Raw genomic sequence first — 25,303 nt, 5'->3', positions numbered from 1 at the left:
CGCGCCGGGCGGGGTGTCAGGTGCGAAACTGCTTGGCCACCGCGTCGAGCAGGCCGTTGACGAAGCCCGATTCGCGCTTGTCGTAGAAGGCTTGGGCGACGTCGACATATTCGCTGATCGCGCTTGCGGTCGGCACGTCGATGCGGGCGATCAGTTCATAGGTGCCGGCGCGCAGGATCTGGCGCATCGGCTTGTCCAGCCGCTCTAGCGTCCAGCCGCTGGCGAGCTTGCCGCTGATCAGCGCGTCGATCTCGTCGCGGCGGGCGTCGACGCCCTTCACGATATCGTCGAAGAAGGCGACTTCGGCGTCGACATACTCGACATCCTCGATCGTCGCGCCCAGCCGGTGGCGATGGAACTCGTCGAGCAGGACCGGCAGCGGCGTGCCTTCCATCTCGAGCTGGTACAGCGCCTGCACCGCGGCAAGGCGGGCGGCGGAACGCGAACGGGAGCGATTCTTGACTTTGGAGGGATTCGACATGCCGGCTCACCTAGGCGCGCGGGCGCCAAAGGCAAGCCCGGCTTTGAGTCTCAGCCCAGCCGCACCGCTACCGAACGGGCGTGCGCGGGCAGCCCCTCAGCCTCGGCAAGCGCGACCGCGGCCGGCCCGATCCGGCCCAGCGCCGCCGCATCGAGCCCCAGGAAGCTGGTGCGCTTCATGAAATCGAGCACCGACAGGCCGGATGAGAAGCGCGCACGGCGGCCGGTAGGCAGCACATGGTTTGGGCCCGCGACATAGTCGCCGACCGCCTCGGGCGTCATCCGGCCGAGGAACACGGAGCCTGCGTGGCGCACCATCGCGAACAGGGGTTCGGGATCTTCGACGGCGAGTTCGAGATGCTCGGGCGCCAGCCGGTCGACCAGCGGCATCGCGCCGGCCAAAGTATCGACGAGAATGATCGCGCCATTGGCGTTCCAGCTCGTCCGCGCCACGCCCTGTGTTTGCAGCCGGTCGAGCTGCTCTGCCACCGCTGCGGCGACGGCATCGGCGAAGGCGGCATCATCGGTGAACAGGATCGACTGGCTGGTCGGGTCATGCTCGGCCTGGCTCAGCAGGTCGGCGGCGATCCACGCCGGGTCATTCGCGCCGTCGGCGACCACGACGATTTCGGAGGGGCCGGCGACCATGTCGATGCCGACGACACCGTAGAGCTGGCGCTTGGCCTCCGCCACCCAGGCATTGCCCGGGCCGGTGACGACGTCGACCGGGGCGATGCGATCGGTGCCATAGGCGAGTGCTGCCACCGCCTGCGCGCCGCCGACGCGCCACACCTCGTCCACGCCCGCAATCGCGGCCGCGGCGAGCACCAGCGGGTTGACGATGCCCTGCGGCGTCGGCGTCACCATCACAAGCCGCTCGACACCTGCAACCTTCGCGGGAATCGCGTTCATCAACACCGAGCTAGGATAGGCGGCGCGGCCGCCCGGCACATAGACGCCGGCGGCATCGACCGCGCGCCAGCGCGCGCCGAGCCGGACGCCGGCCTCATCCACCTTGTCGCTGTCCGTCGGGCGCTGCGCGGCGTGGTAGGCGCGGATGCGGGCCGCGGCGAGTTCGAGCGCTTCGCGCAGCGATGGTTCGAGCCCGTCGAGCGCGGCCTGGCAGGCGTCCGCGTCGATCCGCCAGCCGCTGGCGTCGAGATCGAAGCCGTCGAACCGGCCGGTCAGCTCGGCCACCGCTGCATCGCCTTCGGCGCGGACGCGCTTGAGGATCGCGGCGACGTCACGCGAGACATCCTCGTCCGACTCGCGGCGGGCGTCGACCAGATCGGTGAACGCGGCGGCGAAGCCGGCATCGCGGCTGTCGAGCCGCAGCGGTCCCTCAGGCTGCACGGACGAGCCCCTCCACCGCGGCGCGGACGCCGGCGACGATCGGGCCGATCTCCGCCGAACGCGTCTTGAACGCGGCGCGGTTGACGATCAGCCGCGCCGAGACCTCGGCGATCACCTCGACCTCGGCAAGCCCATTCTCCTTGAGCGTACGGCCCGAGGAGACGAGGTCGACGATGCGGTCGGCAAGGCCCAGTACCGGCGCGATCTCCATCGCGCCGTTGAGCTTGACGCATTCGGCCTGCACGCCGCGCGCGGCGAAGTGGCGCGCCGTCAGCGACGGATATTTGGTGGCGACGCGGACGTGGCTCCAGCTGCGCGGGTCGTCGCTTGCGGCGAGCGCGACGGGCTCGGCGACCGAGACGCGGCAATGGCCGATATTGAGGTCGACCGGGGCGTAAAGCTCAGAATAGTCGAACTCCATCAGCACGTCCGACCCGACGATGCCGATCTGCGCGGCACCATGCGCGACAAAGGTGGCGACGTCGAACGCGCGCACGCGGATCAGCTCGATGTCCGGGCGGTTGGTGGCAAAGCGTAGCGCGCGACTGTCTTCATCTACGAAGGCGGCCTCGGGCTCGATGCCGGCGCGCGCGAGCAGGGGTAGCGCCTCCTTGAGGATGCGGCCTTTGGGGATGGCGATTACGAGGGGTCCAGCCATGATCGCGGCGCTTTACTTGGGGGGCTCCCCATGTGCAACCGAGGCCATGGCAGACGAACACGCGAATCGTGCGGCCTTCGAGGTTCAGGCGCAATATTGTGACGCCAACGACGCGCCGATCACGGCGCGCCTGTGCCGCGGCATTGCCCTCGCCATCGAAGACAGCAGCCAATTCGGCCGGGCGATTCTCGGCTGGGCGGGCGCGCCGATCGCGGATGGGCTTGCATTGCGCGCTGTCGCGGGCTTCCATGCCTTGTGGCGCGATGGTCGCGCGCCGGCGTTGGATGCGCTGTTCGCGGGGGTGGTGCAGGAAACTGCACAGCTTGGGTCTGCCCTGTGCACTATAGTGCACGCCCATGATGCCGAACTGACCGCCTGGCTGGACAGCCCACCGCAGACCAACGAACCGGGGCGCTCCGCCGGTTTGATGTCGGGCCTGCTTGTGCTCGCCGCGCGCTTCGGCCTGCCTTTCGAACTGCTGGAGATCGGGTCGAGCGCCGGGCTGAACCTGTTGATCGATCGCTTCGCCTTCGACCTCGGCGGCGTGCGCGCAGGGCCGGCGGGATCGCCGGTGCTGATCCGCCCGGACTGGCGCGGGTCGCCGCCGCCCGCGGCCGATGTGCGCGTCGATTCGGCCCGCGGTGTCGACATCCGCCCGATCGATGCGACCGCGCCGGGCGCCGAACGCCGGCTGCTCGCCTATATTTGGGCCGACCACCGCATCCGCTTCGACCGCGTTTCGCGGGCGATCGGCATGATCCGGGAGCGGCCGGTCGACCTCGTCCAGGGCGATGCCGCCGACTGGGTGGAGGCCGCGCTCGCCCGGCCGCAGGCGACCGGCACGATGCGGGTGCTGATGCATTCGATCGTCTGGCAATATCTGCCGGCGGACGGGCAGGCGCGGATCGCGGCGGCGATGGCGGCGGGGGGCGCGAAGGCGACCGCGGACCGGCCGCTGGGCTGGGTGACGCTGGAGGCGGATCGCACGCTCAACCGGCACGATCTGGTGGTGCGATCATGGCCGGGGGACGGCGCACCGGTGCTGCTGGGGCACGCGCATGCACATGGTTTCTGGCTGGAGTGGCTGGGCGGCTGAGGGCCGGAAATCACTCCGCCTCGCCACTCCCCAGCCAGTCCCGCAGCGCCTCGATCACCGCGTCGGGCCGTTCCCACGGGACGAAATGGCCGCCCTGCACCGTGATCACGCCGAGATCCTCCACCAGCGGCGGCAATCCCTGGATCTGGCAGGGGAGCAGCGCGCGGTCGCCCAGCGCCCAGATCACCAACACCGGCATGCGCAGCACCGGGAAGGGGCGGTCGATCCAGTCAGGGCGGTCGGCATCGGCACCGATCGCCGGCACCACGATCTGCGACGCGCGATACCAATTGAGCATCGCGGTCATCGCGCCGGGCTGGGCCCATTGGTCGAGATAGACCTGACGCTCGTCGCCGATGGTTTCCGGGGCGGCGTGCATCGCGAAGACGCGATCGAAAAAGGTTTCGACGCCGGCGCGTTCGAACTGCGCCTCGATGCCCGGCGTGCGGAACAGACGGATATATTGGCTCGCCTCGCGCTGCGCGGGGTCTTCGATCAGGGAGCGCTGGAAGACGAGCGGATGCGGCGCATTGAGGATCACCAGCCGGGCGACGCGATCGGGGCGGGCGAGCGCCGCGGTCCAGGCGACGGCACCGCCCCAGTCATGGCCGACCAATGTGAAGCGGCCGATGCCCAGGGCGTCGGCCAGCGCGATCAGGTCCGCCAGGATCTTGTCGATGCTGTAGTCCGCGACGTCCTGCGGCTTGGAGGAGCCGCCGAAGCCGCGCTGGTCGGGGGCGATGACATGATGGTCGCGCGCAAGATCCGGCAGAATCCTGCGCCAGGTGCGATGCGACTCGGGGAATCCGTGGAGGAAGATGATCGCCGGGTTCGACGGATCGCCACCGGTCGCGACCTCCAGTTCGACGCCGGTCGGCAAGGCGACGCGGTTGAGCGTGATGCCCGGGATGGCCGCCGTCATTCGGCGCCGTCCAGTTCGGGATAGTGCCGGAAGATGCCGTCCTCATTGAACTGCGTTCGGCGCTTGCTCTCGCCATAGGCGGCGACGCCGGGCAGTTCGGCGACGCGATCGTGCAGCGCGATCAGCGCCGGAATGCGGGGCTCCAGCGCCATCATGCGATCGGGAAACATGTAGCGCAGCCCCTCGATGAGTTGGAACAACGAGCAGTCGGCGTAGCTCCATGTCGCGCCGCCGAACCACTCCGCCTCGCCCAGCGCCTTTTCGAACCAGCCAAGATATTTGGGCATGCGCTGCGCGCGGAATTCCGTGGCGAAGCGCGCAGCCTCGCTTTTCTGCTGCTCATAATAGGCGCCGACGCCGACGGGATGATGCGCCTGGTGCACCTCGGCGATCATGTCCGCGACGGTGAGCTGCACCTGATGCACCCACAGCCGGTCCGCCGGATCCGCGGGCGCGAGATCATGGGCTTCGCCCAGATAGAGCAGGATGTTGCTGGTCTGCGCGATCGCGCGATCGTCCGGCAGCACCAGATAGGGCGGGGCAAAGGGGCCGCGCCGCTTGCGCGATCCCATGTCGGCGATCATCGCGCTGACGCCCTGTTCGCGCGCGCAATCCTCGTAGGCGATGCCGGCGGCTTCCAGCGGCAAACGCACGAATTCGCCGCGTCCCGGGATCGAGGGCCAGTACCACAGCCGGTAGATCATGCCGCCTCGCCGGGGGCGGTGGCGCGAATCGCCAGCGCATGGACACGCTCCGTCAGCAGTTCGGCAAGCGCGCGGTTGACCAGCCGTTGGCGCCCGACGCGGTTCTGCCCGGCAAAGGCCTCCGCTTCGATCTCGACGGTGAAATGCGATTCGCCGCGGGCGTCATGCCCGGCATGGCCGCGATGTTTGTCGCTGTCGTCGATCACCGCCAAACGGGTGGGCGACAGTGCTGCGATAAGCCGCGCCTCGATCTCGGCGGCGACTGGGCCTTTGGGTTCACTCTCCATCCACCCTATATACGGGGTTTGCACGATTTGGGGAGCCGCGGTGGCGGAACGCGAACGCATCAGGAAAGATAGGCCCAACGCCCGTTTTCATGGACGGGTGGGCGGCAACGCGCATGGCTGCGCGGCACCCGGCTGTGAGCAGCCGGGCGAATTCCGCGCGCCGCCCGAGGGCGGATCGACCTCAGGCTTCGATGGCCCCGGCGCCTATCGCTGGCTGTGCCTCGACCATGTCCGCGCCTTCAACGCGAGCTACAATTTCTTCGCGGGGATGAGCCCGGAGGAGATCGCAGACGCGCAGACGCCGTTCGGCGGCTGGGAACGCGAGACGCGTGCCTTTTCCGCCAATGGCGGTGCGGACCGTCCGCCGCGATGGGCCGATTTCTCGGATCCACTCGATGCCATCGGCGCCCGCTTCCGCCGCGCCGCGCCCGAGCCGGATCGCGCTGACGGCCGCCCGCTCTCGGGCGAGAATCGCCGTGACCTCAAGACACTGGGCCTGGAGCACGATGCAGACCGCCGCGCGCTGCGCCAGCGCTACGCCGATCTGGTGCGGCGCTATCACCCCGACCGCAATGGTGGGGATCGAAGCCATGAACGGCAGTTGGGCGAAGTGATCGCGGCCTACACGCGGCTGAAATCGGCGGCGGCGTTCGCGTAGCTTCCCCGCTCGCGGGAGGGGGATTTACCGTGCCAGCATCGGGCCGAGGGGGCGGCCGCCGAAGATGTGGACGTGGAGGTGCGGCACTTCCTGGTGCGCGTCACCACCGACATTGGCGAGCAAGCGATAGCCTGGCTCGACCAGCCCCGCCGCCCTCGCGACCGCGCCGACCGCGCGGATAAAGCCGCTGATCTCGGCGTCGGACGCATTGGCGCTGAAATCGTCCCACGAGACGTAGCGGCCGGTGGGAATCACGAGGACGTGGTGCGGCGCCTGCGGATTGATGTCGTTGAACGCCAGTGCATAATCATCCTCGTACACCTTGGTGCAGGGGATCTCGCGGCGCAGGATGCGCGCGAAGATATTGCTGTCGTCATAGGGCAAGGTGGCGTCGATCGGCATCGTCCTGCATCCTCTCGCGATTATTCCGGTGGGCGCGCGGCCTTCTCCGCCAAGCCCGACACGCCATCGCGGCGGTCGAGTTCGGCAAATATGTCGGCGAAGCTGAGATCCATGTCCGCCAGCAAGATGGCGAGGTGGAAAAGGAGGTCGGCGGCTTCGGACGTTGCCTCCGCGCGGTCCCCGGCCATCGCCGCGATCACCGTTTCCACCGCTTCCTCGCCTACCTTCTGCGCGATCTTGGCGCGGCCGCGCGCTGTCAGTTTGGCGACATAGGAGGTCGAGGGATCGGCGCAGCGGCGCTCGGCAATGATGCGGGTCAGCCGGTCGATCGTGTCGCTCATCGCGCTCAGCCCGTGACCGTCCGGCGCACCGGTACGCCCGCCGCCGCCATCGCGCGATGGGCATCGGCGATACTGGCCTGGCCGAAGTGGAAGATCGAGGCGGCAAGCACCGCGCTGGCATGGCCTTCGCGCACGCCCTCGACGAGATGATCGAGCGAGCCGACGCCGCCGCTGGCGACGACAGGCACCGAGACGCGGTCGGCAATCGTGCGGATCAACTCGAGATCATAGCCGTCGCGCGTGCCGTCGCGGTCCATCGAGGTGACGAGCAGTTCGCCCGCGCCCAGTTCCGCGAGGCGGACGGCGTGGGCGATCGCGTCGATCCCGGTCGCGCGGCGGCCGCCATGGGTGAACACTTCCCAGCCATCGCCCGTGCGCCGCGCGTCGACCGAGCCGACGACGCACTGGCTGCCGAAGCGCTGCGCGATGTCGTCGACCAGTTCGGGCCGGGCGACCGCGGCGCTGTTGACCGCGACCTTGTCCGCACCCGCGAGCAGCAGCGCGCGCGCATCCTCGGCGGAACGTACGCCGCCGCCGACGGTCAGCGGCATGAAGCAGACCGCGGCGGTGCGCCGGACGACGTCAAGGATGGTGCCGCGCGCCTCATGGCTGGCGGTGATGTCGAGGAAGCAGAGTTCGTCGGCGCCCGCGGCGTCATAGGCCTGGGCCTGCTCCACCGGATCGCCGGCATCGGCGAGATCGACGAAGTTGACGCCCTTGACGACGCGGCCATTGGCGACGTCGAGGCAGGGGATGACGCGCGCGCGGACGGTCATCGCCGGATTATGCCGCCGCCATCAGCGCGGTGCCGAGGTCCAGCCGCCCGTCATAGAGCGCCCGGCCGGTGATCACGCCCTCGATGCCATCCGCCGCGTGGAGCGCCAGCAAGCGGATATCCTCGATCCCGGCGACTCCGCCGCTGGCGATCACGGGTATGCTGCTCGCCAGCGCGAGGTCGACCGTCGCCTTGACGTTGCAGCCCTTGAGCAGCCCGTCACGGCCGACATCGGTGAAGAGCAGCGCGGCGACCCCGGCATCCTCGAAGCGCTGCGCCATTTCCTCGACGCGGACGGTGGAGACATCGGCCCAGCCGCGCGTCGCGACCAGCCCGTCGCGCGCATCGACCGCGACGACGACCGCGCCCGGAAAGGAGCGCGCTGCGCTGCGCACGAAATCGGGATCCTCCAGTGCCGCGGTGCCGATCACGATCCGTGCAACGCCGAGGCCGAACCAGCGATCCGCCGCGGCCATATCCCGAATCCCGCCGCCGAGCTGCACCTTGCCGGGGAAGGCCGCAACGATCGATTCCACCGCGCCGGCATTGACGGCGCGGCCGGCGAAGGCGCCGTCGAGATCGACGACATGGAGATGATCCGCACCTTGCGCGGCAAAGGCGTGCGCCTGCGCCGCGGGATCGTCACCATAAACGGTGGCGCGGTCCATATCGCCCTCCGCAAGGCGGACGACCTGTCCGCCCTTGAGGTCGATCGCGGGGAAAATGATCAGGCTCATGGCCGCCAATCCAGGAAACGCTTGAGGAAGGCGAGGCCATAGGCCTGGCTCTTCTCGGGGTGGAACTGGACGCCGACGATCGTGTCGCGGCCGATCGCGGCGGTCACGGGGCCGCCATGGTCGGTCCGCGCCAGCACGTCGGCGCCGGCGAAGGCGTAGGAATGGAGGAAATAGGCCTCGCCCGCCGCGATCAGCGGGTGATCGGCGGTGGGCGTCACGTCGTTCCAGCCCATGTGCGGCACCTTGAGCGCCGCATCCTGAGGCGTCAGCAGCGCGACGGTGCCGGGGATCCAGCCGAGCCCGGCATGGCTGCCATGCTCCTCACCGGTTTCCGCGAGCAATTGCATGCCGACGCAGATACCGAGGAACGGCCGGCCAACGCCGCGCACCGCCTGGTCCAGCGCCTCGACCATGCCGGGGATCGCCCACAGCGAGTCGCGGCAATGCGCGAAGGCGCCGACGCCTGGGAGGACGATGCGGTCGGCGGTGCGGACCAGGTCGGGATCGGCGGTGACGGCGATATCGGTAGCGCCCGCCGCCTTCAGGGCGTTGTGGACGGAGTGAAGATTGCCCGCCCCATAGTCGATCAGCGCGACGCGATCAGCCACCGCTCGCCGCGCCCCCCAGCACGCCTTTGGTGGAGGGAATCGAATCGGCCTTGCGCGGATCGATCTCCACCGCCTGGCGCAGCGCCCGCGCCAGCGCCTTGAACGCGCTTTCGACGATATGGTGATTGTTGCGCCCGTACAGCGTCTCGCAATGAAGCGTGACGCCCGCCGAACCCGCGAAGCTGTGGAACCAGTGCTCGAACAGCTCGCAATCCATCTCGCCGAGGCGCGGCTGGCTGAACTCGGTCTTCCAAACGAGATAGGGGCGGCCGGAAATGTCGACCGCGACTCGGGTCAGCGTTTCGTCCATCGGCGCATAGGCGGTGCCGTAGCGGGTGATCCCCTTGCGGTCGCCCAGCGCCTGGCTGAACGCCTCGCCGATCGCGATGCCGCTATCTTCGGTGGTGTGATGCTGGTCGATATGAAGGTCGCCCTCGGCCTTCAGCTTGATATCGATCAGCGAATGGCGCGAAAGCTGCTCGAGCATATGGTCGAGAAAGCCAATGCCTGTCGCGATTTCATAGACGCCGGTGCCGTCGAGATTGAGCTCGACCGCGATCGACGTTTCCTTTGTGCTGCGCTGAACCGAGCCCGTCCTCATGGCGAAGGGCCTATAGCGATCGACAAGGATGGCGCAACGCATCTTGACCCCCGGCGTCACACACGTCACGAGTCGCCCCGATGACTGACACCCCGCCCGACAGCCTGATCCCGTACGACGAAATCGTGCAGGAGGCCCTCCGCGCCGTGGTCGGCCGCGTGCTTGGCCAGGTGGAAGCCGAGGGCGGCCTGCCCGGCGCCCACCATTTCTACATCACCTTCAAGACGCGCGGCATCGGCGTGGAGATTCCCAAGCATCTGCTGGAACGCTTCCCCGACGAGATGACGATCGTGCTCCAGAACAAGTTCTGGGATCTGCGCGTCAGCGAGGACCGATTCGAAGTGGGGCTGAGCTTCAACCAGATGCCGGCCAAGCTGCTGATCCCGTTCGCAGCGGTCACCGGCTTCGTCGATCCGGCGGTGAATTTCGCGCTGCAGTTCCAGGCGCAGGCCGCCGACGATATCGACGACGCGCCCGATGCGCCGCAGAACGACGCAGTGGCGATCACCAGCGAGGACGGCTCCAACGTCGTCACCGTGGATTTCGGGCGGAAGAAATAAGCAGTCGAGCGTCGGCCGGGCCGACGCTCGAATGTCTTGCCGTTGCGGCGGGGGGCTCAGCCCCCGAACCGGCCCTTCAGTTCCAGCATTGCGACCGCGGCCTTGGCGGCCTCGCCACCCTTGTCCTTTTCGGTGCGCTTGGCGCGGGTGAGCGCCTGCGCCTCATTCTCCACCGTCAGAATGCCGTTGCCGATCGGGATGCCGTCCATCGTCAGCGCCATCAGCCCGCGTGCGCTTTCGTTGGAGACGACTTCGAAATGATAGGTCTCGCCGCGGATCACCACGCCGATCGCGACGAAGCCGTCATAGCGGCCAGTTTCCGCGGCCAGCGCTACCGCGGCCGGGATCTCGAGCGCGCCGGGAACGGTCACCGTCTCGTGCGAATGGCCGGCATCCTCGAGCGCGGTGCGCGCGCCTTCGAGCAGCAGGTCGTTGAGGTGGTCGTAAAAGCGGGCTTCGACAATCAGAAAACGTGCCATCAATCGGCCTTTCCGGCGGTGGGAATCGGCCGTTCGCCGACGATGTTGAGGCCGTAGCCGGCGAGCGCGACGAGCGTGTGCTGCGCGTTGGTGAGCAGGATCATGTCGTGGATGCCGAGCTCGGCCAGGATCTGCGCGCCGATGCCATAGTCGCGCAGTTCGTGCATGTCGCTCTCCGACCCAGATCGTGCGGCGATGATGCGGCTGAACATGTTAGGCACGTTCCGGTTGATCAGAACGACGACGCCTTCGCCTTCCTCGCCGATGATCTTCATCGCGCCTTCGAGCAGACCGCTGCGGCCGCTGAGCTCGCCCAGCGTATCGCCGAACAGGTTCAGCTGATGCATGCGGACGAGGGTTGGCGTGGAGGTATCGAGCCGGCCCTTCACGAGGGCCAGCGACTCGGTGCCGAGCGCCTTGTTGCGGTAGCAGATCACCCGCCAGTCGCCGCCGAACCGGCTTTGGAACGGGGCCTCGGAGACCTTCTCGATGTCGTGATCGTAGCGGCGGCGATAGGCGATGAGATCGCGGATCGTGCCGATCTTCAGGTTGTGGCGCTGCGCGAAGGCGACGAGATCGTCGAGGCGCGCCATCGTGCCATCGTCGTTCATCACCTCGCAGATTACGCCCGACGGGTTGAGCCCGGCGAGGCGCGACACGTCCACCGCCGCTTCGGTATGGCCGGCGCGGACGAGCACGCCGCCGGGCTTGGCGACGAGCGGGAAGACATGGCCCGGGGTGACGATGTTCTCGGGGCCCTTCGACGCGTCGATCGCGACGGCGACGGTGCGCGCACGGTCGGCCGCCGAAATGCCGGTGGAAACACCATCCTTGGCCTCGATCGAGATGGTGAAGGCCGTCTCATGCCGGGTGCCGTTGTTGCGGCTCATCAGCGGCAGGCCGAGTTGGTCGACCCGCTCTTTCGAGAGCGCGAGGCAGATCAGGCCGCGGCCATGCGTCGCCATGAAATTGATCGCATCGGGCGTCGCCATCTGCGCGGGGATGACGAGGTCACCTTCATTCTCGCGATCCTCATCGTCGACGAGGATGAACATGCGGCCGTTGCGCGCCTCGTCGATGATCTCTTCCGGGCTGGAGAGAAAGCCGTGGCGCAGCCGCGCCGGTTCAAGATTGGAAGACATGACGAACCTGCTCCATGCGGCCCAGATAGCGGGCGAGAATATCGATCTCGATGTGGACGGCGTCTCCGGCGTCGAGCTGGCCGAAGGTGGTTACCGCTGCCGTGTGGGGGATGATGTTGATGCCGAACACGACCGCCTCGGGGCTGTCTTCGACGGTGTTGACGGTGAGCGAGATGCCGTCGAGCGCGACCGAGCCCTTGGACGCCAGATAGGGCGCCAGCGACCGATCGGTGCTGATGGTGATGCGGAGCGAATCGCCTTGCGGCTCGATCGCGGCGACGGTGCCGATGCCATCGACATGGCCGGCGACGATATGGCCGCCCAACTCGTCGCCCAGCTTCATCGCGCGTTCGAGGTTGAGCCGTTCGCCGGCCTGCCAGCGGCCGGGCGCGGTACGCGCAACGGTCTCGGCGGAGAGATCGACCGCGAACCAGCCCGCGCCCTTGTCGACCACGGTCAGGCAGGCCCCCGAACAGGCGATCGAGGCGCCGAGGTCGACAGTGCCGGTGTCGAAGGCGGTGCGGATCGTCGCGCGCAGGTCTCCCCGCTGTTCGACGCTGTCGATCGTGCCGACGTCGGTAATGATCCCGGTGAACATTCAATCCTGCTCCAGCGCGCGCTCGTAGACCTCAAGCCGGTCGCTGCCAAGCATCCGCGTATCGGCCAGCCGCCAGCGGCCATGCGCATCGGCAAGGCGGGCGAGGCCTATGTCACCAAGCGCATGACGACCACCGCCGCCGATCAGGATCGGCGCGCGGTAGAGCAGCAGCCGGTCGACCATGTCGGCGGCGAGAAAGGCTGCGGCGGCACCCGCGCCGCCTTCGACCAGCAGATGGTCGACGCGTTCCAGCGTGGCGATAGCGTGGGGCGCGGCGATTGCGGCCCAGCCCCCGGGCGCGGCGCCGCGGGTTAGCACCAGCCGGCGCGGGCTGCGCGGTTCGAGGCCGGGCAGGCGGACATCGAGTCGCGGCACGTCGGTTTCGAGCGTGCCGCGGCCGACGAGGATCGCCTCGTTCAGCGCGCGCTGGAGGTGGCCATGCGCGCGCGCGGCGGCGCCGGTGATCCAACGGCTCTCGCCATCAGCCATCGCGATGCAGCCGTCGAGCGAGGTGGCGAGCTTCAATGTGACGTACGGGCGCCCGTGGCGGCGGCGGGTGAGAAAACCCTCCATCGATCGCCGGCAGGCGTCCTTCGCGCCGCCGAAGCGGGTGGGAATGCCCGCGGCCTCGAGTCGCGCATGGCCCTTGCCATCGGTGCGCGGATCGGGATCGCGCAGGCCCGAGACGACACGCCCGACGCCGGCGGCGACGAGCAGGCCCGAACAATGCGGGCCGCGCGGGCTGTCATGCGCGCAAGGCTCCAATGTGGAATAGACGGTGGCGCCGCGGGCGCGTTCCCCCGCTTCGGCGAGCGCCATCGCTTCGGCATGCGGTCGTCCGCCCGGCTGGCACCAGCCACGGCCGACGACCACGCCATCATTAACGATCAGGCATCCGACATTGGGGTTGGGCGCGGTCTGCCCGCGGCCGCGGCGCCCCAGTGCGGCAGCGGCCGCCATATATCGGTCGTCCACCGCCGGCTGTTCGACGAATCCGCCGGAAAGAGGCGCTGCCCCCGTCACCCCTGCGACCGCGACTCAGTCGGCGCGGCCGATGCCGATCGACTGCATCTCTTTTTGAAGCTTCTTGTATTGGTCGCGCTGCTCGATCCGCTTGATCTCGCGCTCGCCCTCGGCGAGGTCACGCTTGGCCTGATCGATCTTCTGCTGCGCCTTGATGATCGCGTCGCTGCGATCGGCTTCCCAGCTCTCGACATATTGCACGTCGCGCTTCCACGGCTTCTCATGCTTGAAATCGCCGAGAAAGAGCGTCGCGATAACGACCGTCGTGACGATCGACGCCGCCGCAAAGAGCAACCCGTGCCGGTGACGGGAAAAGAACACGCCCTTGATGTCGGCGAAGAAGCCCTTGGGCGAAGCAGGACGCGGGAGAAAAGCCATGTCCATAAGATAGGCCCTGTACGGGCCAAGCGCCAGCCCGGCGCCTGACCCGCTCACATGATCAGCTTTCCAGACGGAAATGAACCGTCATCTGCTTCCAGCTTTCCACCGCGACACCATCACGCGTGGCCGGCTTGAACCGCCACCGCTTGAGCGCCTGCTGCTCGGTCGCCTTGAAGAAGCCGGGGCGATCGGCAGAGACCAGTTCCACCGCCTTCACCCGGCCATCAGTGCCGATCAGCACCCGCACGGTCGCCTTTCCTTCAATCTGCGCGCGCTGCTCGGCACCCGGATAGTCAGGCTGCAGCGCGGGGGCGTAGCGCGGATCGACCATCGCATCGACCATCACCGGCTTGGGCGTGGGGAGCGGGGACGGCGGGACGAAAGGCTCCGTGCCAGTGCCGACAATCGGGCCGGGCGGGATCGGCGTCAGAGGGGCCAGATCCGTGATGATGACTGGATCCAGTGTCGGCGCATCGATGATGCGATCCGGCGTTGTCGGTTGCGAAGTCGGCGCCTTCGGCTGCGGCTGGACCGGCTCGATCGGATCGGGCGGTGTCGGTTGATCGACGTTGAACACCTCCATCACGGTCGGCACCTTATCGGTGATCGTCGGGGCGGCCATCGTCAGCAGACCCGCAAGCACAACGCCCTGGATGGCGATGGCGGCCCCCATCGACACCGGGGATCGCCGTTTGTTGGTCAGGAATCCGTCTGCAGTCATAACATCCTCCATCCCCACGGCGCTCTTCGTGCGCCGAATGACTGGGATGTTACATCATTACTTAATGATGTCGAGATGTAATGTGACAACATTACTTGACAGCGCCGCTAATCCGGCACGATGCCCCGCAACTGCCTCAGCCGGCGGCGCGAAGCCTCGGGATCGCGCGATCCCGGCCGATCAGCGGCAGCAGTGCTGCCATGTCAGGCCCGTGGTCGCGACCGGTGAGTGCCTGGCGCAGCGGCAGGAACAGTGTCTTGCCCTTGCGGCCGGTTGCGGCCTTCAGCGAATCGGTCAGCGCACGCCACGGATCGGTGGACCAGTCGAGCGTCGCCGCGGCATCGGCGGCGGCGCTTAGAAAGGCAGCATCCTCGGCGGAGAAGGCCGGTGCCTCTATTGGGCCTTCAACGACCTGCCACCAGTCTGCTGCCTCGCGCACGGTGCTCAGATTGGGGCGGATCGCCTTCCACCCGGCGGCGTCGATGCCGGCGGGCAGCCGGTCCGCCACCGCCGCATGATCGAGCTGGTGGACGATGCGGGCGTTGAACTGGGCGAGTTCGGCCTCGTCGAACCGCGCTGGCGCGCGGCCGAAATGTCCGAAGTCGAAGCCTGCGGCGAGCAGGCGGATGTCGGCGATCGGCTCGACCGGCTGGCTGGTGCCGATCCGCGCGAGCAGGGCGGCGATCGCGGCGGGCTCGTACCCCGCCTCGCGGAACGCCTCGACGCCGAGCGAGCCGAGTCGCTTGGAAAGCTTGCCCTCGCTGCCGACCAGCAGCGCCTCATGCGCGAATGCGGGCGCGGGCGCGCCAAGCGCCGCGAACATCTGGATTTGCGCGGCGGTGTTGGAGACATGATCTTCGCCGCGCACGACATGGGTGATGCCCATGTCGACATCGTCGATCGCGGAGGGGAGCATATAGAGCCACGATCCGTCGGCGCGGCGGATGACGGGGTCGGACATCGTCCGCGGATCGAAACGCTGGTCGCCGCGAATCAGGTCATGCCAGGCGATTGGCGCGTCATGATCGAGCCGGAAGCGCCAGTGCGGGCGGCGCCCCTCCACCTCCAGCGCGGCGCGATCCGCGTCGGTCAGCGCGAGCGCGGCACGATCATAGACTGGCGGCAGCCCGCGGCCGAGCAGCACCTTGCGCTTCAGATCCAGTTCCTGCGCGGTCTCATAGGCCGGATAGACACGGCCTGCCTGCCGCAGCGCCTCGAACCGCGCTTCATAAAGCGGGAAGCGTGCGGACTGTCGCGTCTCGCCGTCCGCCGTCAGCCCCAGCCAGGCGAGATCGGTGCGAATCCCGGCCACGAACGACTCTTTCGAGCGCTCCGCATCGGTGTCGTCGATGCGCAGCAGGAAGCGGCCGCCATATTTATGCGCCCACAGCCAATTGTGCAGCGCCGTGCGGATATTGCCGACGTGCAATGTGCCGGTGGGGGAGGGTGCGAAGCGCGTCGTGATCGTCATTGCTGCCGCTTAGAGCGATTCTCCCGCCGACGGAAACGCCGCTGTGCGGAAAAAGCGCGGCAAGATTGGATCGATCGCGGCCTATACGAGTCAACCGCCCTTTCCCTGTGGGGTCTGCGCCGCTAAGGGCGGGGCTCGCATAGAGTATCCGTGGGGACGCAAATCGATGAAGCTGCTGGCCGGCAATTCCAACCTGGCGCTGGCGCGAGAGATCGCTGACTATCTGGAAATTCCGCTCACCGACGCCAGCGTTCGTCGTTTCGCCGACGAAGAAGTGTTCGTCGAGATTCACGAAAATGTCCGCGGTGAGGACGTGTTCGTAATCCAGTCCACCTGCTTCCCCACCAACGACAATCTGATGGAGTTGCTGATCTGCATCGATGCGCTGCGCCGCGCATCGGCCAAGCGGATCACCGCGGTGGTGCCCTATTTCGGCTATGCCCGGCAGGATCGGAAGCCGGGCCCGCGTACGCCGATCTCCGCCAAGCTGGTAGCCAACCTGATCACCGTCGCCGGCGCGCACCGCGTGCTCTCGATGGATCTGCACGCAGGCCAGATCCAGGGCTTCTTCGACATCCCGACCGACAATCTCTATGCCGCGCCGGTGATGTCGGCCGACATCCAGGCTCGTTTCGGGGATCGCAACCTGATGGTGGTCTCGCCCGACGTCGGCGGCGTGGTGCGCGCGCGTGCGCTCGCCAAGCGCCTCAACAACGCGCCGCTTTCGATCGTCGACAAGCGCCGTGAGCGCGCCGGTGAATCGGAAGTGATGAACATCATCGGCGATGTCGCCGGCCGCTTCTGCATCCTCATCGACGATATCGTCGATTCAGCGGGCACCTTGTGCAACGCCGCCGCGGCGCTGAAGGAAGCCGGTGCCGAGGAAGTGGTCGCCTATGTCAGCCATGGCGTGCTCTCGGGCGGTGCCGTGGCGCGCGTCGAGGGTTCGGCGCTGCTCGAACTGGTGATCACCGATTCGATCGCACCACCCGATGCGGTGCGCGACGCGAAGAAGATTCGCCATCTGCCGATTGCGCCGCTGCTCGCCGAGGCGATCAAGCGCATCGCCGACGAAAGCTCCGTCTCCTCGCTGTTCGACTGAACGAAGCGCCCCTCTCGCGCGCGGGAGGGGATGGGAAGGGCCTGTGCGGCGACCTTCCCGAAATCCTGATCCGATGCTTGCTCCCCTCCTGCACTGCGCGGGAGGGGAGGCAGGTTTTAGTTCGGATTGTCGGCGGTGCTGCCGCCCTGACCGACCGCGCCGACCTGGCCGATATTGCCGAAGATCTCTTCGAAGAAGCTCTTCTCGCGGCCCAGCGTCGGCGTCTTGCTGCCGTCGGGCGAGATTGAGACGACCTTGTCGAGCCCGGTTTCCTGCACCGTGGCGACGACGTCGTTCTTGTCGAACGTGACCTTGAGCACGGTCTGGTTGACCGGCTTCGGCTCGGCAAAGGCGAGTTGGCGCGACTGGCGCGAGAAATAATAATATTCGCCGGTGTTGAACTGGCCCATGAAGGTCGGCCGACCCAGCGTCCGCTCCACCGAGGCGCGATTGTCCAGGCCCGGCTGGATCGAACTGACCAGCACCGGATCGAGGATGAAGCCCTGATGCGTCCGCACGCGGCTGCAGGCCGACGTCGATGCCAGGATCGCGGCCGTGCAGGCGATCATCGCCACCCGCCGCATCGTAACGCTCATTGAAAACTCTCCCGGCATTCGCAACCCGCAACACTCCAGCGCGCGCATGGCCATTGCATGGGCGCAACTCTGCCTCAATATGCCGGTCGGCAGCGGCAAACAAGGGCGCCGCCAGGCAAGGAAGACGAGACGAGAATGGGTTTGCTGTCGCGGCTGCTGGGCCGCACCGAGGATCGCGCGGCATTGGCGCCGCTCTATGCGGCAGTGGTGGCGCGTGCGCGCCAGCCGCACTGGTATCTGCAAGGCGGCGTCGCCGACAGCCTCGACGGCCGGTTCGACATGGTGGCGGCAATCCTGGCGCTCACCTTGATCCGGATGGAACGCGAGCCCGAGGCGATCCCCGCCTCCTCGCTGCTGACCGAGGCGTTCGTTGACGACATGGACGGACAGTTGCGAGAAATCGGCATCGGCGACATCGTCGTCGGCAAGAAGATCGGCAACATGATGGGCGTGCTCGGCGGCCGGCTGGGTGCCTACCGCGCGGGGCTGCGCGGTGACGGCGATTTCGGCGCCGCGCTGGTCCGCAACCTCTATCGCGGCATCGCGCCGGCGCCGGCCGCGCTTGCGCATGTCGAGCTGCGGCTGCGCGCGTTCGACGCGGCGTTGGCGGAACTGCCGCTGACATCGCTGCTGGAAGGGGAGTTGCCGGCATGACGCCCGAATTTTCGCGCACCTGGCCCGTCGGCGAAATCGGCGATCGCACCCGCGAGGTTTCGATCGAGGCGGATGAAGCGGAGCGCGCGGCGCTGGCGAAGCGCTTCGCGATCGTCGCGATCGATCGCCTGTCGGCAAGCGCGCGGCTGCAGCGTCGCGCCGACGGCATCTACGCCGAAGGCCGGGTCTCTGCGCAGGTGGTCCAGAGCTGCGTCGTCACCAGCGAGCCGGTGCCAGCCAAGATCGACGAGCCGTTCGTGCTGCGCTTCGTCGAGGATTTCGATCCAGAGGCGGAAGAGATCGAACTGAGCGAAGCCGATTGCGACACGGTGCCGATCGAGAATGGTGCGATCGATCTGGGAGAGGCGGTGGCCGAAACGCTGGCTCTCGCGCTCGATCCCTGGCCGCGCAGCCCGAACGCCGATCAGGCGCTGAGCGAGGCCGGCGTTTCGGATGGCAGCGATGTCGGGCCGTTCGGCGCGCTCAAGGCCCTGAAGGACAAGATGAAAAAATAAGGCCCGGCGGATCGCCGGGCCTTCGTGTCATTCCGATCAGAACGGCACGTCGTCGTCGAGATCGTCGTCAAACGGGCGGGAGCCGCCAGCGGGCGCACCGCCACCGCGGCTGCCGCCACCGCCACCGCCGCGACCGAAGTCGCCACCGCCACCGCCGCCACGGCCGAAGTCACCGCCGCCGCCACCGCTGCCATAACCACCACCGCCGCTGCGACCGCCGCCATAACCGCCGCCGCTGCCGCCGCGATCATCCTCGGCCCAGCCGCTGCCGCCACCACCGCCGCCGCCGCTGTCGCGGCCGCCGAGCAGCACCATCTCACCGCGGAAGCGCTGGAGAACCACCTCGGTCGTATATTTGTCCTGACCGTTATTGTCGGTCCATTTGCGGGTCTGGAGCTGGCCTTCGAGATAGACGCTCGAGCCCTTGCGCAGATATTGCTTGGCAACCCGGCCGAGATTCTCGTTGAAGATCACGACGCGGTGCCACTCGGTCTTTTCCTGCTGGTTGCCGTCGCGGTCCTTCCAGCGCTCGGTCGTCGCGACGTTGAAGTTCACCACCTCGCCGCCATTGTTCATCGACCGGGCTTCCGGATCGGCCCCCAGATTGCCGACCAGAATCACCTTGTTGACGCTGCCTGCCACGTCCTGTCCTTTTCTCTATCCAAGCCCGAGAGCGATCGCGCCCCAATAGGTCGCGCCTGCTGCCACATAAGCGAGCGCGAACAGATATGCCAAGGCGAAGGCGGGCCATTTCCAGCCATTGGTCTCGCGCCTGATGACGGCAATCGTGGAAAGGCACTGCGGCGCGAACACGAACCAGGCGAGGAAGGCGAGCGCAGTCGGCAGCGACCAGCCATGCTGAAGCCGTTCGCCCAGCGACTGTTCCGCCTTCTCCTCGTCGGTCGCGTCGATCGCATAGACGGTGGCGAGTGCCGAGACCGCGACTTCGCGTGCGGCCATCGCCGGGATGATCGCCAGCGCCATTTCATGATTGAAGCCGATCGGGCGCACGACGACTTCGAGGCCGGAGGCGATTCGGCCGGCGATTGAATATTCGCTCTGCTTCATGCTGCTGCCCTCGGGCACCTGCGGGTAGGAGGAGAGCACCCACAGCGCGACGGTGACGCCCATGATGATCGTGCCGGCGCGGCGCAGGAACACATAGCCGCGCTGCCACAGCCCGATCAGCACGTCGCCGATGCGCGGCATCTGGTAGCGCGGCAATTCCATCAGGAAGCCGCTGTTCGCCGATTTCGCGATCGTCTTGCGGAAGATGAAGGCGACCAGCACCGCGCCGACGACGCCGGCGATATAGAGGCCGAACCACACAAGCCCCTGCAGGCCGATGCCCCAGCCCACCGTGCGCGCCGGGATGAACGCGCCGATGATCACCGAATAGACCGGCAGGCGTGCGGCGCAGGTCATCATCGGTGCGATCAGGATCGTCGTCAGCCGCTGCTTGGGGTCATCGATCGTGCGCGTCGCCATGATGCCGGGAATCGCGCAGGCGAAGGAGGAGAGCAGGGGAATGAAGGCGCGGCCGTTGAGGCCGACGCGCGCCATCAGCCGGTCCATAAGGAAGGCGGCGCGGGCCATATAGCCCGAGGCTTCGAGGATCAGGATGAACAGGAACAGGATGAGGATCTGGGGCAGGAACACCACCACCGCTCCCACACCGGCGATGATGCCGTCGACCACCAACGATTGCAGGAAGCCGTCCGGCAGCAGGTCGGTGAACCAGCCCTGCAGCGCTTCCTGTGCGCCCTCGATCCAGCCGACCGGCGCTTCAGACCAGGCGAACACCGCCTGGAACATCAGGAAGAACAGCACCAGCAGCAGCGCGAGGCCGCCGATCGGATGGAGCGCGATCGCGTCGATCCGGTTGGTTGCGCGCATAACCGGCCGCTCGGAGATCACCGCCTTCTGCGCGATCGCGCGGGCGCGGCGCTGGACCTTCACGAACGGTTCCTGCGTCTCGGGCGGTGCTACCGGCTTGCGCGCAAGCGCCTCGGCGAGCTTCTCCTTGACCTCTTCGATGCCGCGCCGGCGCACCGCGACTGTCGGAATCACTGGGATGCCGAGTTCGGCCGCGAGCGCCTCGGCATCGAGCACCAGCCCGTCACGTTCGGCCATGTCGACCATGTTGAGCGCAAGCACCGCCGGAATGCCGAGCGCGATCAGTTGCAGCGCGAAGCGGAGATGATGGTCGAGATTGCCCGCGTCGACCACGATCAGCAGCGCGTCGGGCCGCCGCTCGCCTTCCTGCATGCCGAGCAGCACGTCGCGCGTCACCGCTTCGTCCGGACTGCCTGGATCGAGGCTGTAGGCGCCGGGCAGGTCAACCAGCTCGAACGGCCGCCCGTCCGGCAGGCTGGTCCGGCCGCTGTGGCGCTCCACGGTGACGCCGGGATAGTTGGCAACCTTCTGGCGCGCACCGGTCAGCGCGTTGAACAGCGCGCTCTTGCCGGCATTGGGGCTTCCCGCCAGCGCGACCAGGGGCATCGGGTTCATACCGGTTCCACCATGATGGCGGAGGCCGCGGCGCGGCGCAGCGCGATCGTCATCCGCCCCACGCGGCAGGCGATCGGATCGCGGCCAAGGATGCTGCCGCTGTGCAATGTCTCAATCGCCACGCCCTCGTCGAACCCTAACTCGCGCAGCCGACGGGCTTCCGCGGGCACGAGCGCGGTCCATTCTATCGATGCGATGTGGGCGGGCGATTTGAGGGGCAGTTCATCCAGGCGCACGGGCAGCAGGGCTTTCGTGGGAAAGGGGGTCTGCGAGCGATTATCAATAGATGGCGGGAATGGCTATAGGGCTGTCGGTTGCGCCGCCCACCGAGGTCATGCGGCGACCATCCATTTCGCTTGGGTTCCGTCCGCCGATTCCCTATATGCTTGCTATGGCAAGCGAACCGAACACCAACGAATATGGCGCTGACTCGATCAAGGTCCTCAAGGGCCTGGATGCGGTGCGCAAGCGTCCCGGCATGTACATCGGCGATACCGACGACGGCTCAGGCCTGCATCATATGGTGTTCGAGGTCTCGGACAATGCGATCGACGAGGCGTTGGCCGGTTATTGCGATCTGGTGCTGATCACCCTCAACCCGGACGGTTCGGTGTCTGTCGAGGATAATGGCCGCGGCATCCCCACCGGGATTCATGCCGAGGAAGGCGTTTCGGCGGCCGAGGTCATCATGACCCAGCTTCACGCCGGCGGTAAGTTCGAGAACACGTCCGACGATAATGCCTACAAGGTGTCGGGCGGCCTGCACGGCGTGGGCGTGTCGGTGGTCAACGCGCTCAGCGACTTCCTCGATCTCACGATCTGGCGTGATGGTGAGGAGCATTTCATGCGCTTCCAGCGCGGCGATGCGGTGGCGCCGCTCAAGGTCGTCGGCCCGGCGCCTGCCGGCAAGCGCGGCACCCGCGTCACCTTCATGGCGAGCCATGACACCTTCAAGAACGTCACCGAGTTCGATTTCGAGAAGCTGGAGCATCGCTATCGCGAACTGGCCTTTCTGAATTCGGGCGTGCGGCTGAAGCTGGTCGATGCGCGCCACGCCGAGCGGGTGGAGCATGAGCTCTATTATGAGGGTGGCATCGCTGCCTTCGTGAAATATCTCGATCGCGCCAAATCGCCGCTGTTCCCGGATCCGATCGCAATCTCATCCGAGCGCGACGGCGTCGGCATCGATGTCGCGCTGGAGTGGAACGACAGCTATTACGAGAATGTCCTCTGCTTCACGAACAACATCCCGCAGCGTGACGGCGGTACCCACCTCGCGGCGTTCCGCGCGGCGCTCACCCGCACGATCAACGCCTATGCGGAAAAGTCCGGGCTGCTGAAGAAGGAAAAGGTCTCGCTCACCGGCGACGACATGCGCGAGGGGTTGACCGCGATCGTCTCGGTCAAGCTGCCCGACCCCAAATTCTCGTCGCAGACCAAGGACAAGCTGGTCTCGTCCGAGGTGCGCCAGCCGCTCGAAAGCCTGATGTCCGACAAGATGGCGGAATGGCTGGAGGAAAATCCGGCGAACGCGCGTGCGATCATCCAGAAGGTGATCGACGCCGCGGCGGCGCGCGAGGCTGCCAAGAAGGCGCGCGAACTCACGCGGCGCAAGGGCGTGATGGACATCGCCTCGCTCCCCGGAAAGCTCGCCGACTGCCAGGAGCGTGATCCCGCCAAGTCCGAACTATTCCTGGTGGAGGGTGATTCGGCCGGCGGCTCGGCGAAGCAGGGGCGTGACCGCAACGTCCAGGCGATCCTGCCGCTGAAGGGCAAGATCCTGAACGTGGAGCGCGCGCGTTTCGATCGCATGCTGTCTTCCAAGGAAGTCGGCACGCTGATCCAGGCGATGGGCACCGGCATCGGCCGCGACGATTTCAATTTGGAAAAGCTGCGCTATCACAAGATCGTCATCATGACGGACGCCGACGTGGACGGTGCGCACATCCGCACCTTGCTGCTGACCTTCTTCTACCGGCAGATGCCGCAGATCATCGAGGCGGGGCATCTCTATATCGCCCAGCCGCCGCTCTATAAGGTCGCGAAGGGCCGGTCGGAGGTCTACCTCAAGGACAATGCTGCGCTCGACGCCTATCTGGTCGATGCCGGCGTGGGTTCGATGATGCTCGAAACCAGTGGTGGCACGCGCTCGGGTCAGGATCTGCGCTCGCTGATCGACCATGCGCGCCGCATGCGGACGCTGATGACCTATGTGCCGCGCCGCTATCCGCCCGCGGTGGTCGAGGCGCTGGCGCTGACCGGTGCGCTCGATCCGGCGCTGGAGAATGGCGGCCGCCCCGAAGCCGCGAAGCGGGCCGCCGAATGGGCCGGCCGCGCCGATCCCGATGGCGATTGGAGCGCGGAGGTCGCCGCGGACGGCGGCTATCTGATGCGCCGCGTGTGGCGCGGCGTCGCCGATCACTACATCGTCGATGCGGCGTTCGTCGCCTCCGCGGAGGCGCGCAAGCTGCACCAGCTGGCGAGCGAGCAGGCAGAAAGCTATGCCGACGTCTCGCGCCTGGTGAAGCTCAGTACCGCCGCCGTCGAGGACGCGGACGAGGGGGATGGCGAGGAAGCAGCGCCGCCCGCCGCCGTCGCCAAAGGCACCGCGGTCAGCCGCCCGAGCGAATTGCTTGAGGCGATCTTCACCGTCGCCCGCCACGGTCTCAAGATCGCGCGCTACAAGGGGCTGGGCGAGATGAACGCCGAACAGCTGTGGGAAACCACGCTCGATCCCGCCAACCGCTCGCTGCTGCAGGTGACGCTGGATCAGGCCGACGTGACGGATGAGATCTTTACCCGCCTGATGGGCGACGTGGTCGAGCCGCGCCGCGAATTCATCCAGGAAAATGCGCTGAACGTCGCGAACCTGGACGTGTGATCGGGGGCGGGCTTGCCCGCTCCCTTTTCAATGATCGGTGCGGAGGCGCTGGCTGGTCGGGCCGCGCGCGTGAGGGGCGACTTTCGCGCGATCGCCCGCTAGGGGCGCTGCGATGGAGAACCAAGTCGAATCGTCGAGTGCGCCGTCACAGCAGCATGCCGTGCAACGCCTGGGCTTTGCGGCGATGCTGGCGAGCAATCTCTGCCTGGCATTCGGGCCGTGGTTCGTGCGGCTTGCGGATACCGGCCCGGTCGCGGCGGGATTCTGGCGTCTCGCGCTGGCGGCACCGATGCTGCTGGTGCTGGCACCGCTCGCGCGACAGCCGCTTACCCGGCTTTCTCCCGCGCTCGTCGTGACGATCGCGATCGGCGGCGTGCTGTTCGCCGCCGATCTTGCGAGCTGGCATGTCGGCATCCTCCATACCAAAATGGCCAATGCCACCTTATTCGGAAACGCGACGAGCCTGATGTTCCCGATCTACGGTTTCATCGCCGCGCGTGCGTGGCCGACGCGGATGCAGGGGGTCGCGTTCGGACTGGCCACGGTGGGGACGCTGCTGCTGATGGGGCGATCCTACGAACTGTCCGCGAACAACCTGCTGGGCGATCTGCTCTGCTTGCTGGCCGGCGTACTCTACACCTGCTATTTCATCGCCATCGAGCGCGCGCGGGTGACGCTGCAGCCGCTGCCGCTGCTCGCCTTGTGTACGATCGCCGCAGCTCTGCCGATGTTGATGTTCGCGATCGCGCTGGGTGAGCAGGTGATGCCGCAGCACTGGTCGGCGCTGTTCGGCCTTGCGCTGCTCAGCCAGGTGATCGGGCAGGGGCTGATCGTCTATGCAATCGGCGTTCTGCCGCCGGTCGTGATCGGTCTCGGCCTGTTGACCCAGCCGATGATCGCCGCCGTGATCGGCTGGCTTGCTTATGACGAGCGGCTGGGCACGCTCGATATGGTCGGCGCCGTCGCGATCGCGATCGCCTTGGTGCTGGTGCGCGCGCCTTCACCCAAGTCAACAGCCGGCTGACGCTTGGCGTGGGCCGGCCAAGC

The 25,303-nt window shown here is 67.2% G+C and carries 31 protein-coding genes; 8 read left to right on the top strand and 23 right to left on the bottom strand.

What is annotated here, in order from left to right:
• Window positions 1-16: 16 nt before the first annotated feature.
• The 3 genes from nusB to hisG are packed head-to-tail and all read right to left on the bottom strand — an operon-like array spanning window position 17 to window position 2,491.
• On the bottom strand, window positions 17-481 hold the full coding sequence (gene nusB / locus FHS96_RS26965; protein ID WP_429599267.1) for a transcription antitermination factor NusB: 465 nt from the start codon (window positions 479-481) through the stop codon (window positions 17-19).
• Window positions 482-531: 50 nt separating this feature from the next.
• Window positions 532-1,833 (bottom strand): histidinol dehydrogenase, encoded by a 1,302-nt coding sequence (gene hisD, locus FHS96_RS26960; protein WP_429599265.1) that lies wholly within the window; start codon window positions 1,831-1,833, stop codon window positions 532-534.
• Window positions 1,823-2,491 (bottom strand): ATP phosphoribosyltransferase, encoded by a 669-nt coding sequence (gene hisG / locus FHS96_RS26955; protein WP_429599262.1) that lies wholly within the window; start codon window positions 2,489-2,491, stop codon window positions 1,823-1,825. The genes hisD and hisG overlap by 11 nt, the downstream gene beginning before the upstream one ends.
• Before the next feature lie 46 nt (window positions 2,492-2,537).
• Here hisG and FHS96_RS26950 point away from each other — a divergent pair, with 46 nt between their 5' ends.
• Window positions 2,538-3,587, top strand: coding sequence for a DUF2332 domain-containing protein (locus FHS96_RS26950; protein ID WP_429599259.1), 1,050 nt, complete (start codon window positions 2,538-2,540; stop codon window positions 3,585-3,587).
• A gap of 10 nt (window positions 3,588-3,597) precedes the next feature.
• On the opposite strand, the gene FHS96_RS26945 is transcribed toward FHS96_RS26950, so the two are convergent.
• The 3 genes from FHS96_RS26945 to FHS96_RS26935 are packed head-to-tail and all read right to left on the bottom strand — an operon-like array spanning window position 3,598 to window position 5,500.
• Window positions 3,598-4,509, bottom strand: coding sequence for an alpha/beta fold hydrolase (locus FHS96_RS26945; RefSeq protein ID WP_429599257.1), 912 nt, complete (start codon window positions 4,507-4,509; stop codon window positions 3,598-3,600).
• Window positions 4,506-5,213, bottom strand: a complete 708-nt coding sequence (locus FHS96_RS26940) for a glutathione S-transferase (RefSeq protein WP_429599255.1) — start codon at window positions 5,211-5,213, stop codon at window positions 4,506-4,508. The genes FHS96_RS26945 and FHS96_RS26940 overlap by 4 nt, the downstream gene beginning before the upstream one ends.
• A complete protein-coding gene (locus FHS96_RS26935) occupies window positions 5,210-5,500 on the bottom strand; it encodes a BolA family protein (protein WP_429599252.1) in 291 nt (96 codons plus the stop codon). Before FHS96_RS26935 ends, FHS96_RS26940 begins: the two co-directional genes overlap by 4 nt.
• A gap of 40 nt (window positions 5,501-5,540) precedes the next feature.
• On the opposite strand from FHS96_RS26935, the gene FHS96_RS26930 reads away from it, so the two are divergent.
• Window positions 5,541-6,158 (top strand): J domain-containing protein, encoded by a 618-nt coding sequence (locus tag FHS96_RS26930; RefSeq protein WP_429599249.1) that lies wholly within the window; start codon window positions 5,541-5,543, stop codon window positions 6,156-6,158.
• 24 nt (window positions 6,159-6,182) lie between these two features.
• Here FHS96_RS26930 and FHS96_RS26925 read toward each other — a convergent pair whose 3' ends face one another.
• The 6 genes from FHS96_RS26925 to hisB are packed head-to-tail and all read right to left on the bottom strand — an operon-like array spanning window position 6,183 to window position 9,622.
• Window positions 6,183-6,560: an HIT domain-containing protein gene (locus FHS96_RS26925; protein WP_429599246.1), complete on the bottom strand. Its 378-nt coding sequence runs from the start codon at window positions 6,558-6,560 to the stop codon at window positions 6,183-6,185.
• Between the two features lie 20 nt (window positions 6,561-6,580).
• On the bottom strand, window positions 6,581-6,901 hold the full coding sequence (locus FHS96_RS26920) for a phosphoribosyl-ATP diphosphatase (protein ID WP_429599243.1): 321 nt from the start codon (window positions 6,899-6,901) through the stop codon (window positions 6,581-6,583).
• A gap of 5 nt (window positions 6,902-6,906) precedes the next feature.
• Window positions 6,907-7,677, bottom strand: a complete 771-nt coding sequence (gene hisF / locus FHS96_RS26915) for an imidazole glycerol phosphate synthase subunit HisF (RefSeq protein WP_429599240.1) — start codon at window positions 7,675-7,677, stop codon at window positions 6,907-6,909.
• Window positions 7,678-7,684: 7 nt separating this feature from the next.
• Window positions 7,685-8,413 (bottom strand): 1-(5-phosphoribosyl)-5-[(5-phosphoribosylamino)methylideneamino]imidazole-4-carboxamide isomerase, encoded by a 729-nt coding sequence (hisA, locus tag FHS96_RS26910; protein ID WP_429599237.1) that lies wholly within the window; start codon window positions 8,411-8,413, stop codon window positions 7,685-7,687.
• Window positions 8,410-9,021: an imidazole glycerol phosphate synthase subunit HisH gene (gene hisH / locus FHS96_RS26905; protein ID WP_429599235.1), complete on the bottom strand. Its 612-nt coding sequence runs from the start codon at window positions 9,019-9,021 to the stop codon at window positions 8,410-8,412. The genes hisA and hisH overlap by 4 nt, the downstream gene beginning before the upstream one ends.
• The gene (gene hisB, locus FHS96_RS26900) at window positions 9,014-9,622 is read right to left on the bottom strand and encodes an imidazoleglycerol-phosphate dehydratase HisB (protein ID WP_429599232.1); all 609 of its coding nucleotides are present in this window, start codon (window positions 9,620-9,622) and stop codon (window positions 9,014-9,016) included. The genes hisH and hisB overlap by 8 nt, the downstream gene beginning before the upstream one ends.
• An 80-nt stretch (window positions 9,623-9,702) precedes the next feature.
• Here hisB and FHS96_RS26895 point away from each other — a divergent pair, with 80 nt between their 5' ends.
• The gene (locus FHS96_RS26895) at window positions 9,703-10,182 is read left to right on the top strand and encodes an SspB family protein (protein ID WP_429599229.1); all 480 of its coding nucleotides are present in this window, start codon (window positions 9,703-9,705) and stop codon (window positions 10,180-10,182) included.
• A gap of 56 nt (window positions 10,183-10,238) precedes the next feature.
• On the opposite strand, the gene ribH is transcribed toward FHS96_RS26895, so the two are convergent.
• The 7 genes from ribH to gltX form a co-directional block, all read right to left on the bottom strand.
• Window positions 10,239-10,661, bottom strand: coding sequence for a 6,7-dimethyl-8-ribityllumazine synthase (gene ribH / locus FHS96_RS26890; protein ID WP_429599226.1), 423 nt, complete (start codon window positions 10,659-10,661; stop codon window positions 10,239-10,241).
• Entirely contained in the window at window positions 10,661-11,803 is a 1,143-nt protein-coding gene (gene ribB / locus FHS96_RS26885; RefSeq protein WP_429599223.1) for a 3,4-dihydroxy-2-butanone-4-phosphate synthase, read from the bottom strand. Before ribB ends, ribH begins: the two co-directional genes overlap by 1 nt.
• Window positions 11,787-12,401 (bottom strand): riboflavin synthase, encoded by a 615-nt coding sequence (locus FHS96_RS26880; RefSeq protein ID WP_429599220.1) that lies wholly within the window; start codon window positions 12,399-12,401, stop codon window positions 11,787-11,789. Before FHS96_RS26880 ends, ribB begins: the two co-directional genes overlap by 17 nt.
• Window positions 12,402-13,361: a bifunctional diaminohydroxyphosphoribosylaminopyrimidine deaminase/5-amino-6-(5-phosphoribosylamino)uracil reductase RibD gene (gene ribD, locus FHS96_RS26875; RefSeq protein ID WP_429599370.1), complete on the bottom strand. Its 960-nt coding sequence runs from the start codon at window positions 13,359-13,361 to the stop codon at window positions 12,402-12,404.
• Window positions 13,362-13,439: 78 nt separating this feature from the next.
• Entirely contained in the window at window positions 13,440-13,859 is a 420-nt protein-coding gene (locus FHS96_RS26870) for a hypothetical protein (RefSeq protein ID WP_429599217.1), read from the bottom strand.
• A 4-nt stretch (window positions 13,860-13,863) separates the two neighbouring features.
• Entirely contained in the window at window positions 13,864-14,526 is a 663-nt protein-coding gene (locus FHS96_RS26865) for an energy transducer TonB (protein WP_429599214.1), read from the bottom strand.
• A 136-nt stretch (window positions 14,527-14,662) separates the two neighbouring features.
• Window positions 14,663-15,997: a glutamate--tRNA ligase gene (gene gltX / locus FHS96_RS26860; RefSeq protein ID WP_429599211.1), complete on the bottom strand. Its 1,335-nt coding sequence runs from the start codon at window positions 15,995-15,997 to the stop codon at window positions 14,663-14,665.
• Between the two features lie 166 nt (window positions 15,998-16,163).
• Here gltX and FHS96_RS26855 point away from each other — a divergent pair, with 166 nt between their 5' ends.
• Entirely contained in the window at window positions 16,164-17,099 is a 936-nt protein-coding gene (locus FHS96_RS26855; protein WP_429599209.1) for a ribose-phosphate pyrophosphokinase, read from the top strand.
• Window positions 17,100-17,215: 116 nt separating this feature from the next.
• On the opposite strand, the gene FHS96_RS26850 is transcribed toward FHS96_RS26855, so the two are convergent.
• Window positions 17,216-17,695 (bottom strand): outer membrane protein assembly factor BamE, encoded by a 480-nt coding sequence (locus FHS96_RS26850; protein WP_429599206.1) that lies wholly within the window; start codon window positions 17,693-17,695, stop codon window positions 17,216-17,218.
• A gap of 135 nt (window positions 17,696-17,830) precedes the next feature.
• Here FHS96_RS26850 and FHS96_RS26845 point away from each other — a divergent pair, with 135 nt between their 5' ends.
• Together FHS96_RS26845 and FHS96_RS26840 are read left to right on the top strand one after the other, a co-directional pair.
• Window positions 17,831-18,349 (top strand): ubiquinol-cytochrome C chaperone family protein, encoded by a 519-nt coding sequence (locus tag FHS96_RS26845; protein ID WP_429599203.1) that lies wholly within the window; start codon window positions 17,831-17,833, stop codon window positions 18,347-18,349.
• A complete protein-coding gene (locus FHS96_RS26840; RefSeq protein ID WP_429599200.1) occupies window positions 18,346-18,864 on the top strand; it encodes a YceD family protein in 519 nt (172 codons plus the stop codon). Before FHS96_RS26845 ends, FHS96_RS26840 begins: the two co-directional genes overlap by 4 nt.
• A gap of 36 nt (window positions 18,865-18,900) precedes the next feature.
• Here the strand turns inward: FHS96_RS26840 and ssb are convergent, their stop codons facing one another.
• Genes ssb through FHS96_RS26825 form a run of 3 tightly spaced genes read right to left on the bottom strand, consistent with a single transcriptional unit; the run spans window position 18,901 to window position 21,611 of the window.
• Window positions 18,901-19,506 (bottom strand): single-stranded DNA-binding protein, encoded by a 606-nt coding sequence (ssb, locus tag FHS96_RS26835; protein WP_429599197.1) that lies wholly within the window; start codon window positions 19,504-19,506, stop codon window positions 18,901-18,903.
• Window positions 19,507-19,521: 15 nt separating this feature from the next.
• Window positions 19,522-21,375: a ferrous iron transporter B gene (gene feoB, locus FHS96_RS26830; RefSeq protein WP_429599195.1), complete on the bottom strand. Its 1,854-nt coding sequence runs from the start codon at window positions 21,373-21,375 to the stop codon at window positions 19,522-19,524.
• On the bottom strand, window positions 21,372-21,611 hold the full coding sequence (locus FHS96_RS26825; protein ID WP_429599192.1) for a FeoA family protein: 240 nt from the start codon (window positions 21,609-21,611) through the stop codon (window positions 21,372-21,374). Before FHS96_RS26825 ends, feoB begins: the two co-directional genes overlap by 4 nt.
• Before the next feature lie 146 nt (window positions 21,612-21,757).
• Here FHS96_RS26825 and gyrB point away from each other — a divergent pair, with 146 nt between their 5' ends.
• Entirely contained in the window at window positions 21,758-24,256 is a 2,499-nt protein-coding gene (gene gyrB, locus FHS96_RS26820; protein ID WP_429599189.1) for a DNA topoisomerase (ATP-hydrolyzing) subunit B, read from the top strand.
• A 112-nt stretch (window positions 24,257-24,368) separates the two neighbouring features.
• On the top strand, window positions 24,369-25,280 hold the full coding sequence (locus FHS96_RS26815; protein WP_429599187.1) for a DMT family transporter: 912 nt from the start codon (window positions 24,369-24,371) through the stop codon (window positions 25,278-25,280).
• Window positions 25,281-25,303 lie beyond the last annotated feature (23 nt).

It is taken from the genome of Sphingomonas zeicaulis, from assembly GCF_050433225.1.
Taxonomy (GTDB): domain Bacteria; phylum Pseudomonadota; class Alphaproteobacteria; order Sphingomonadales; family Sphingomonadaceae; genus Sphingomonas_D; species Sphingomonas_D zeicaulis.
The sequence above is the reverse complement of the archived record's forward strand: the minus strand, read 5'-3'. Positions and strand labels throughout refer to the sequence as shown.

Bases quoted from the DNA above. Each gene is read 5' to 3' on its own strand.
- nusB (WP_429599267.1), bottom strand. From the start codon at position 481: ATGTCGAATCCCTCCAAAGTCAAGAATCGCTCCCGTTCGCGTTCCGCC.
- hisG (WP_429599262.1), bottom strand. From the start codon at position 2,491: ATGGCTGGACCCCTCGTAATCGCCATCCCCAAAGGCCGCATCCTCAAG.
- FHS96_RS26950 (WP_429599259.1), top strand. From the start codon at position 2,538: ATGGCAGACGAACACGCGAATCGTGCGGCCTTCGAGGTTCAGGCGCAA.
- FHS96_RS26945 (WP_429599257.1), bottom strand. From the start codon at position 4,509: ATGACGGCGGCCATCCCGGGCATCACGCTCAACCGCGTCGCCTTGCCG.
- FHS96_RS26940 (WP_429599255.1), bottom strand. From the start codon at position 5,213: ATGATCTACCGGCTGTGGTACTGGCCCTCGATCCCGGGACGCGGCGAA.
- FHS96_RS26935 (WP_429599252.1), bottom strand. From the start codon at position 5,500: ATGGAGAGTGAACCCAAAGGCCCAGTCGCCGCCGAGATCGAGGCGCGG.
- FHS96_RS26925 (WP_429599246.1), bottom strand. From the start codon at position 6,560: ATGCCGATCGACGCCACCTTGCCCTATGACGACAGCAATATCTTCGCG.
- FHS96_RS26920 (WP_429599243.1), bottom strand. From the start codon at position 6,901: ATGAGCGACACGATCGACCGGCTGACCCGCATCATTGCCGAGCGCCGC.
- hisF (WP_429599240.1), bottom strand. From the start codon at position 7,677: ATGACCGTCCGCGCGCGCGTCATCCCCTGCCTCGACGTCGCCAATGGC.
- hisA (WP_429599237.1), bottom strand. From the start codon at position 8,413: ATGAGCCTGATCATTTTCCCCGCGATCGACCTCAAGGGCGGACAGGTC.
- hisB (WP_429599232.1), bottom strand. From the start codon at position 9,622: ATGAGGACGGGCTCGGTTCAGCGCAGCACAAAGGAAACGTCGATCGCG.
- FHS96_RS26895 (WP_429599229.1), top strand. From the start codon at position 9,703: ATGACTGACACCCCGCCCGACAGCCTGATCCCGTACGACGAAATCGTG.
- ribH (WP_429599226.1), bottom strand. From the start codon at position 10,661: ATGGCACGTTTTCTGATTGTCGAAGCCCGCTTTTACGACCACCTCAAC.
- ribB (WP_429599223.1), bottom strand. From the start codon at position 11,803: ATGTCTTCCAATCTTGAACCGGCGCGGCTGCGCCACGGCTTTCTCTCC.
- FHS96_RS26880 (WP_429599220.1), bottom strand. From the start codon at position 12,401: ATGTTCACCGGGATCATTACCGACGTCGGCACGATCGACAGCGTCGAA.
- ribD (WP_429599370.1), bottom strand. From the start codon at position 13,361: ATGGCGGCCGCTGCCGCACTGGGGCGCCGCGGCCGCGGGCAGACCGCG.
- FHS96_RS26865 (WP_429599214.1), bottom strand. From the start codon at position 14,526: ATGACTGCAGACGGATTCCTGACCAACAAACGGCGATCCCCGGTGTCG.
- gltX (WP_429599211.1), bottom strand. From the start codon at position 15,997: ATGACGATCACGACGCGCTTCGCACCCTCCCCCACCGGCACATTGCAC.
- FHS96_RS26855 (WP_429599209.1), top strand. From the start codon at position 16,164: ATGAAGCTGCTGGCCGGCAATTCCAACCTGGCGCTGGCGCGAGAGATC.
- FHS96_RS26850 (WP_429599206.1), bottom strand. From the start codon at position 17,695: ATGAGCGTTACGATGCGGCGGGTGGCGATGATCGCCTGCACGGCCGCG.
- FHS96_RS26845 (WP_429599203.1), top strand. From the start codon at position 17,831: ATGGGTTTGCTGTCGCGGCTGCTGGGCCGCACCGAGGATCGCGCGGCA.
- FHS96_RS26840 (WP_429599200.1), top strand. From the start codon at position 18,346: ATGACGCCCGAATTTTCGCGCACCTGGCCCGTCGGCGAAATCGGCGAT.
- feoB (WP_429599195.1), bottom strand. From the start codon at position 21,375: ATGAACCCGATGCCCCTGGTCGCGCTGGCGGGAAGCCCCAATGCCGGC.
- gyrB (WP_429599189.1), top strand. From the start codon at position 21,758: ATGCTTGCTATGGCAAGCGAACCGAACACCAACGAATATGGCGCTGAC.
- FHS96_RS26815 (WP_429599187.1), top strand. From the start codon at position 24,369: ATGGAGAACCAAGTCGAATCGTCGAGTGCGCCGTCACAGCAGCATGCC.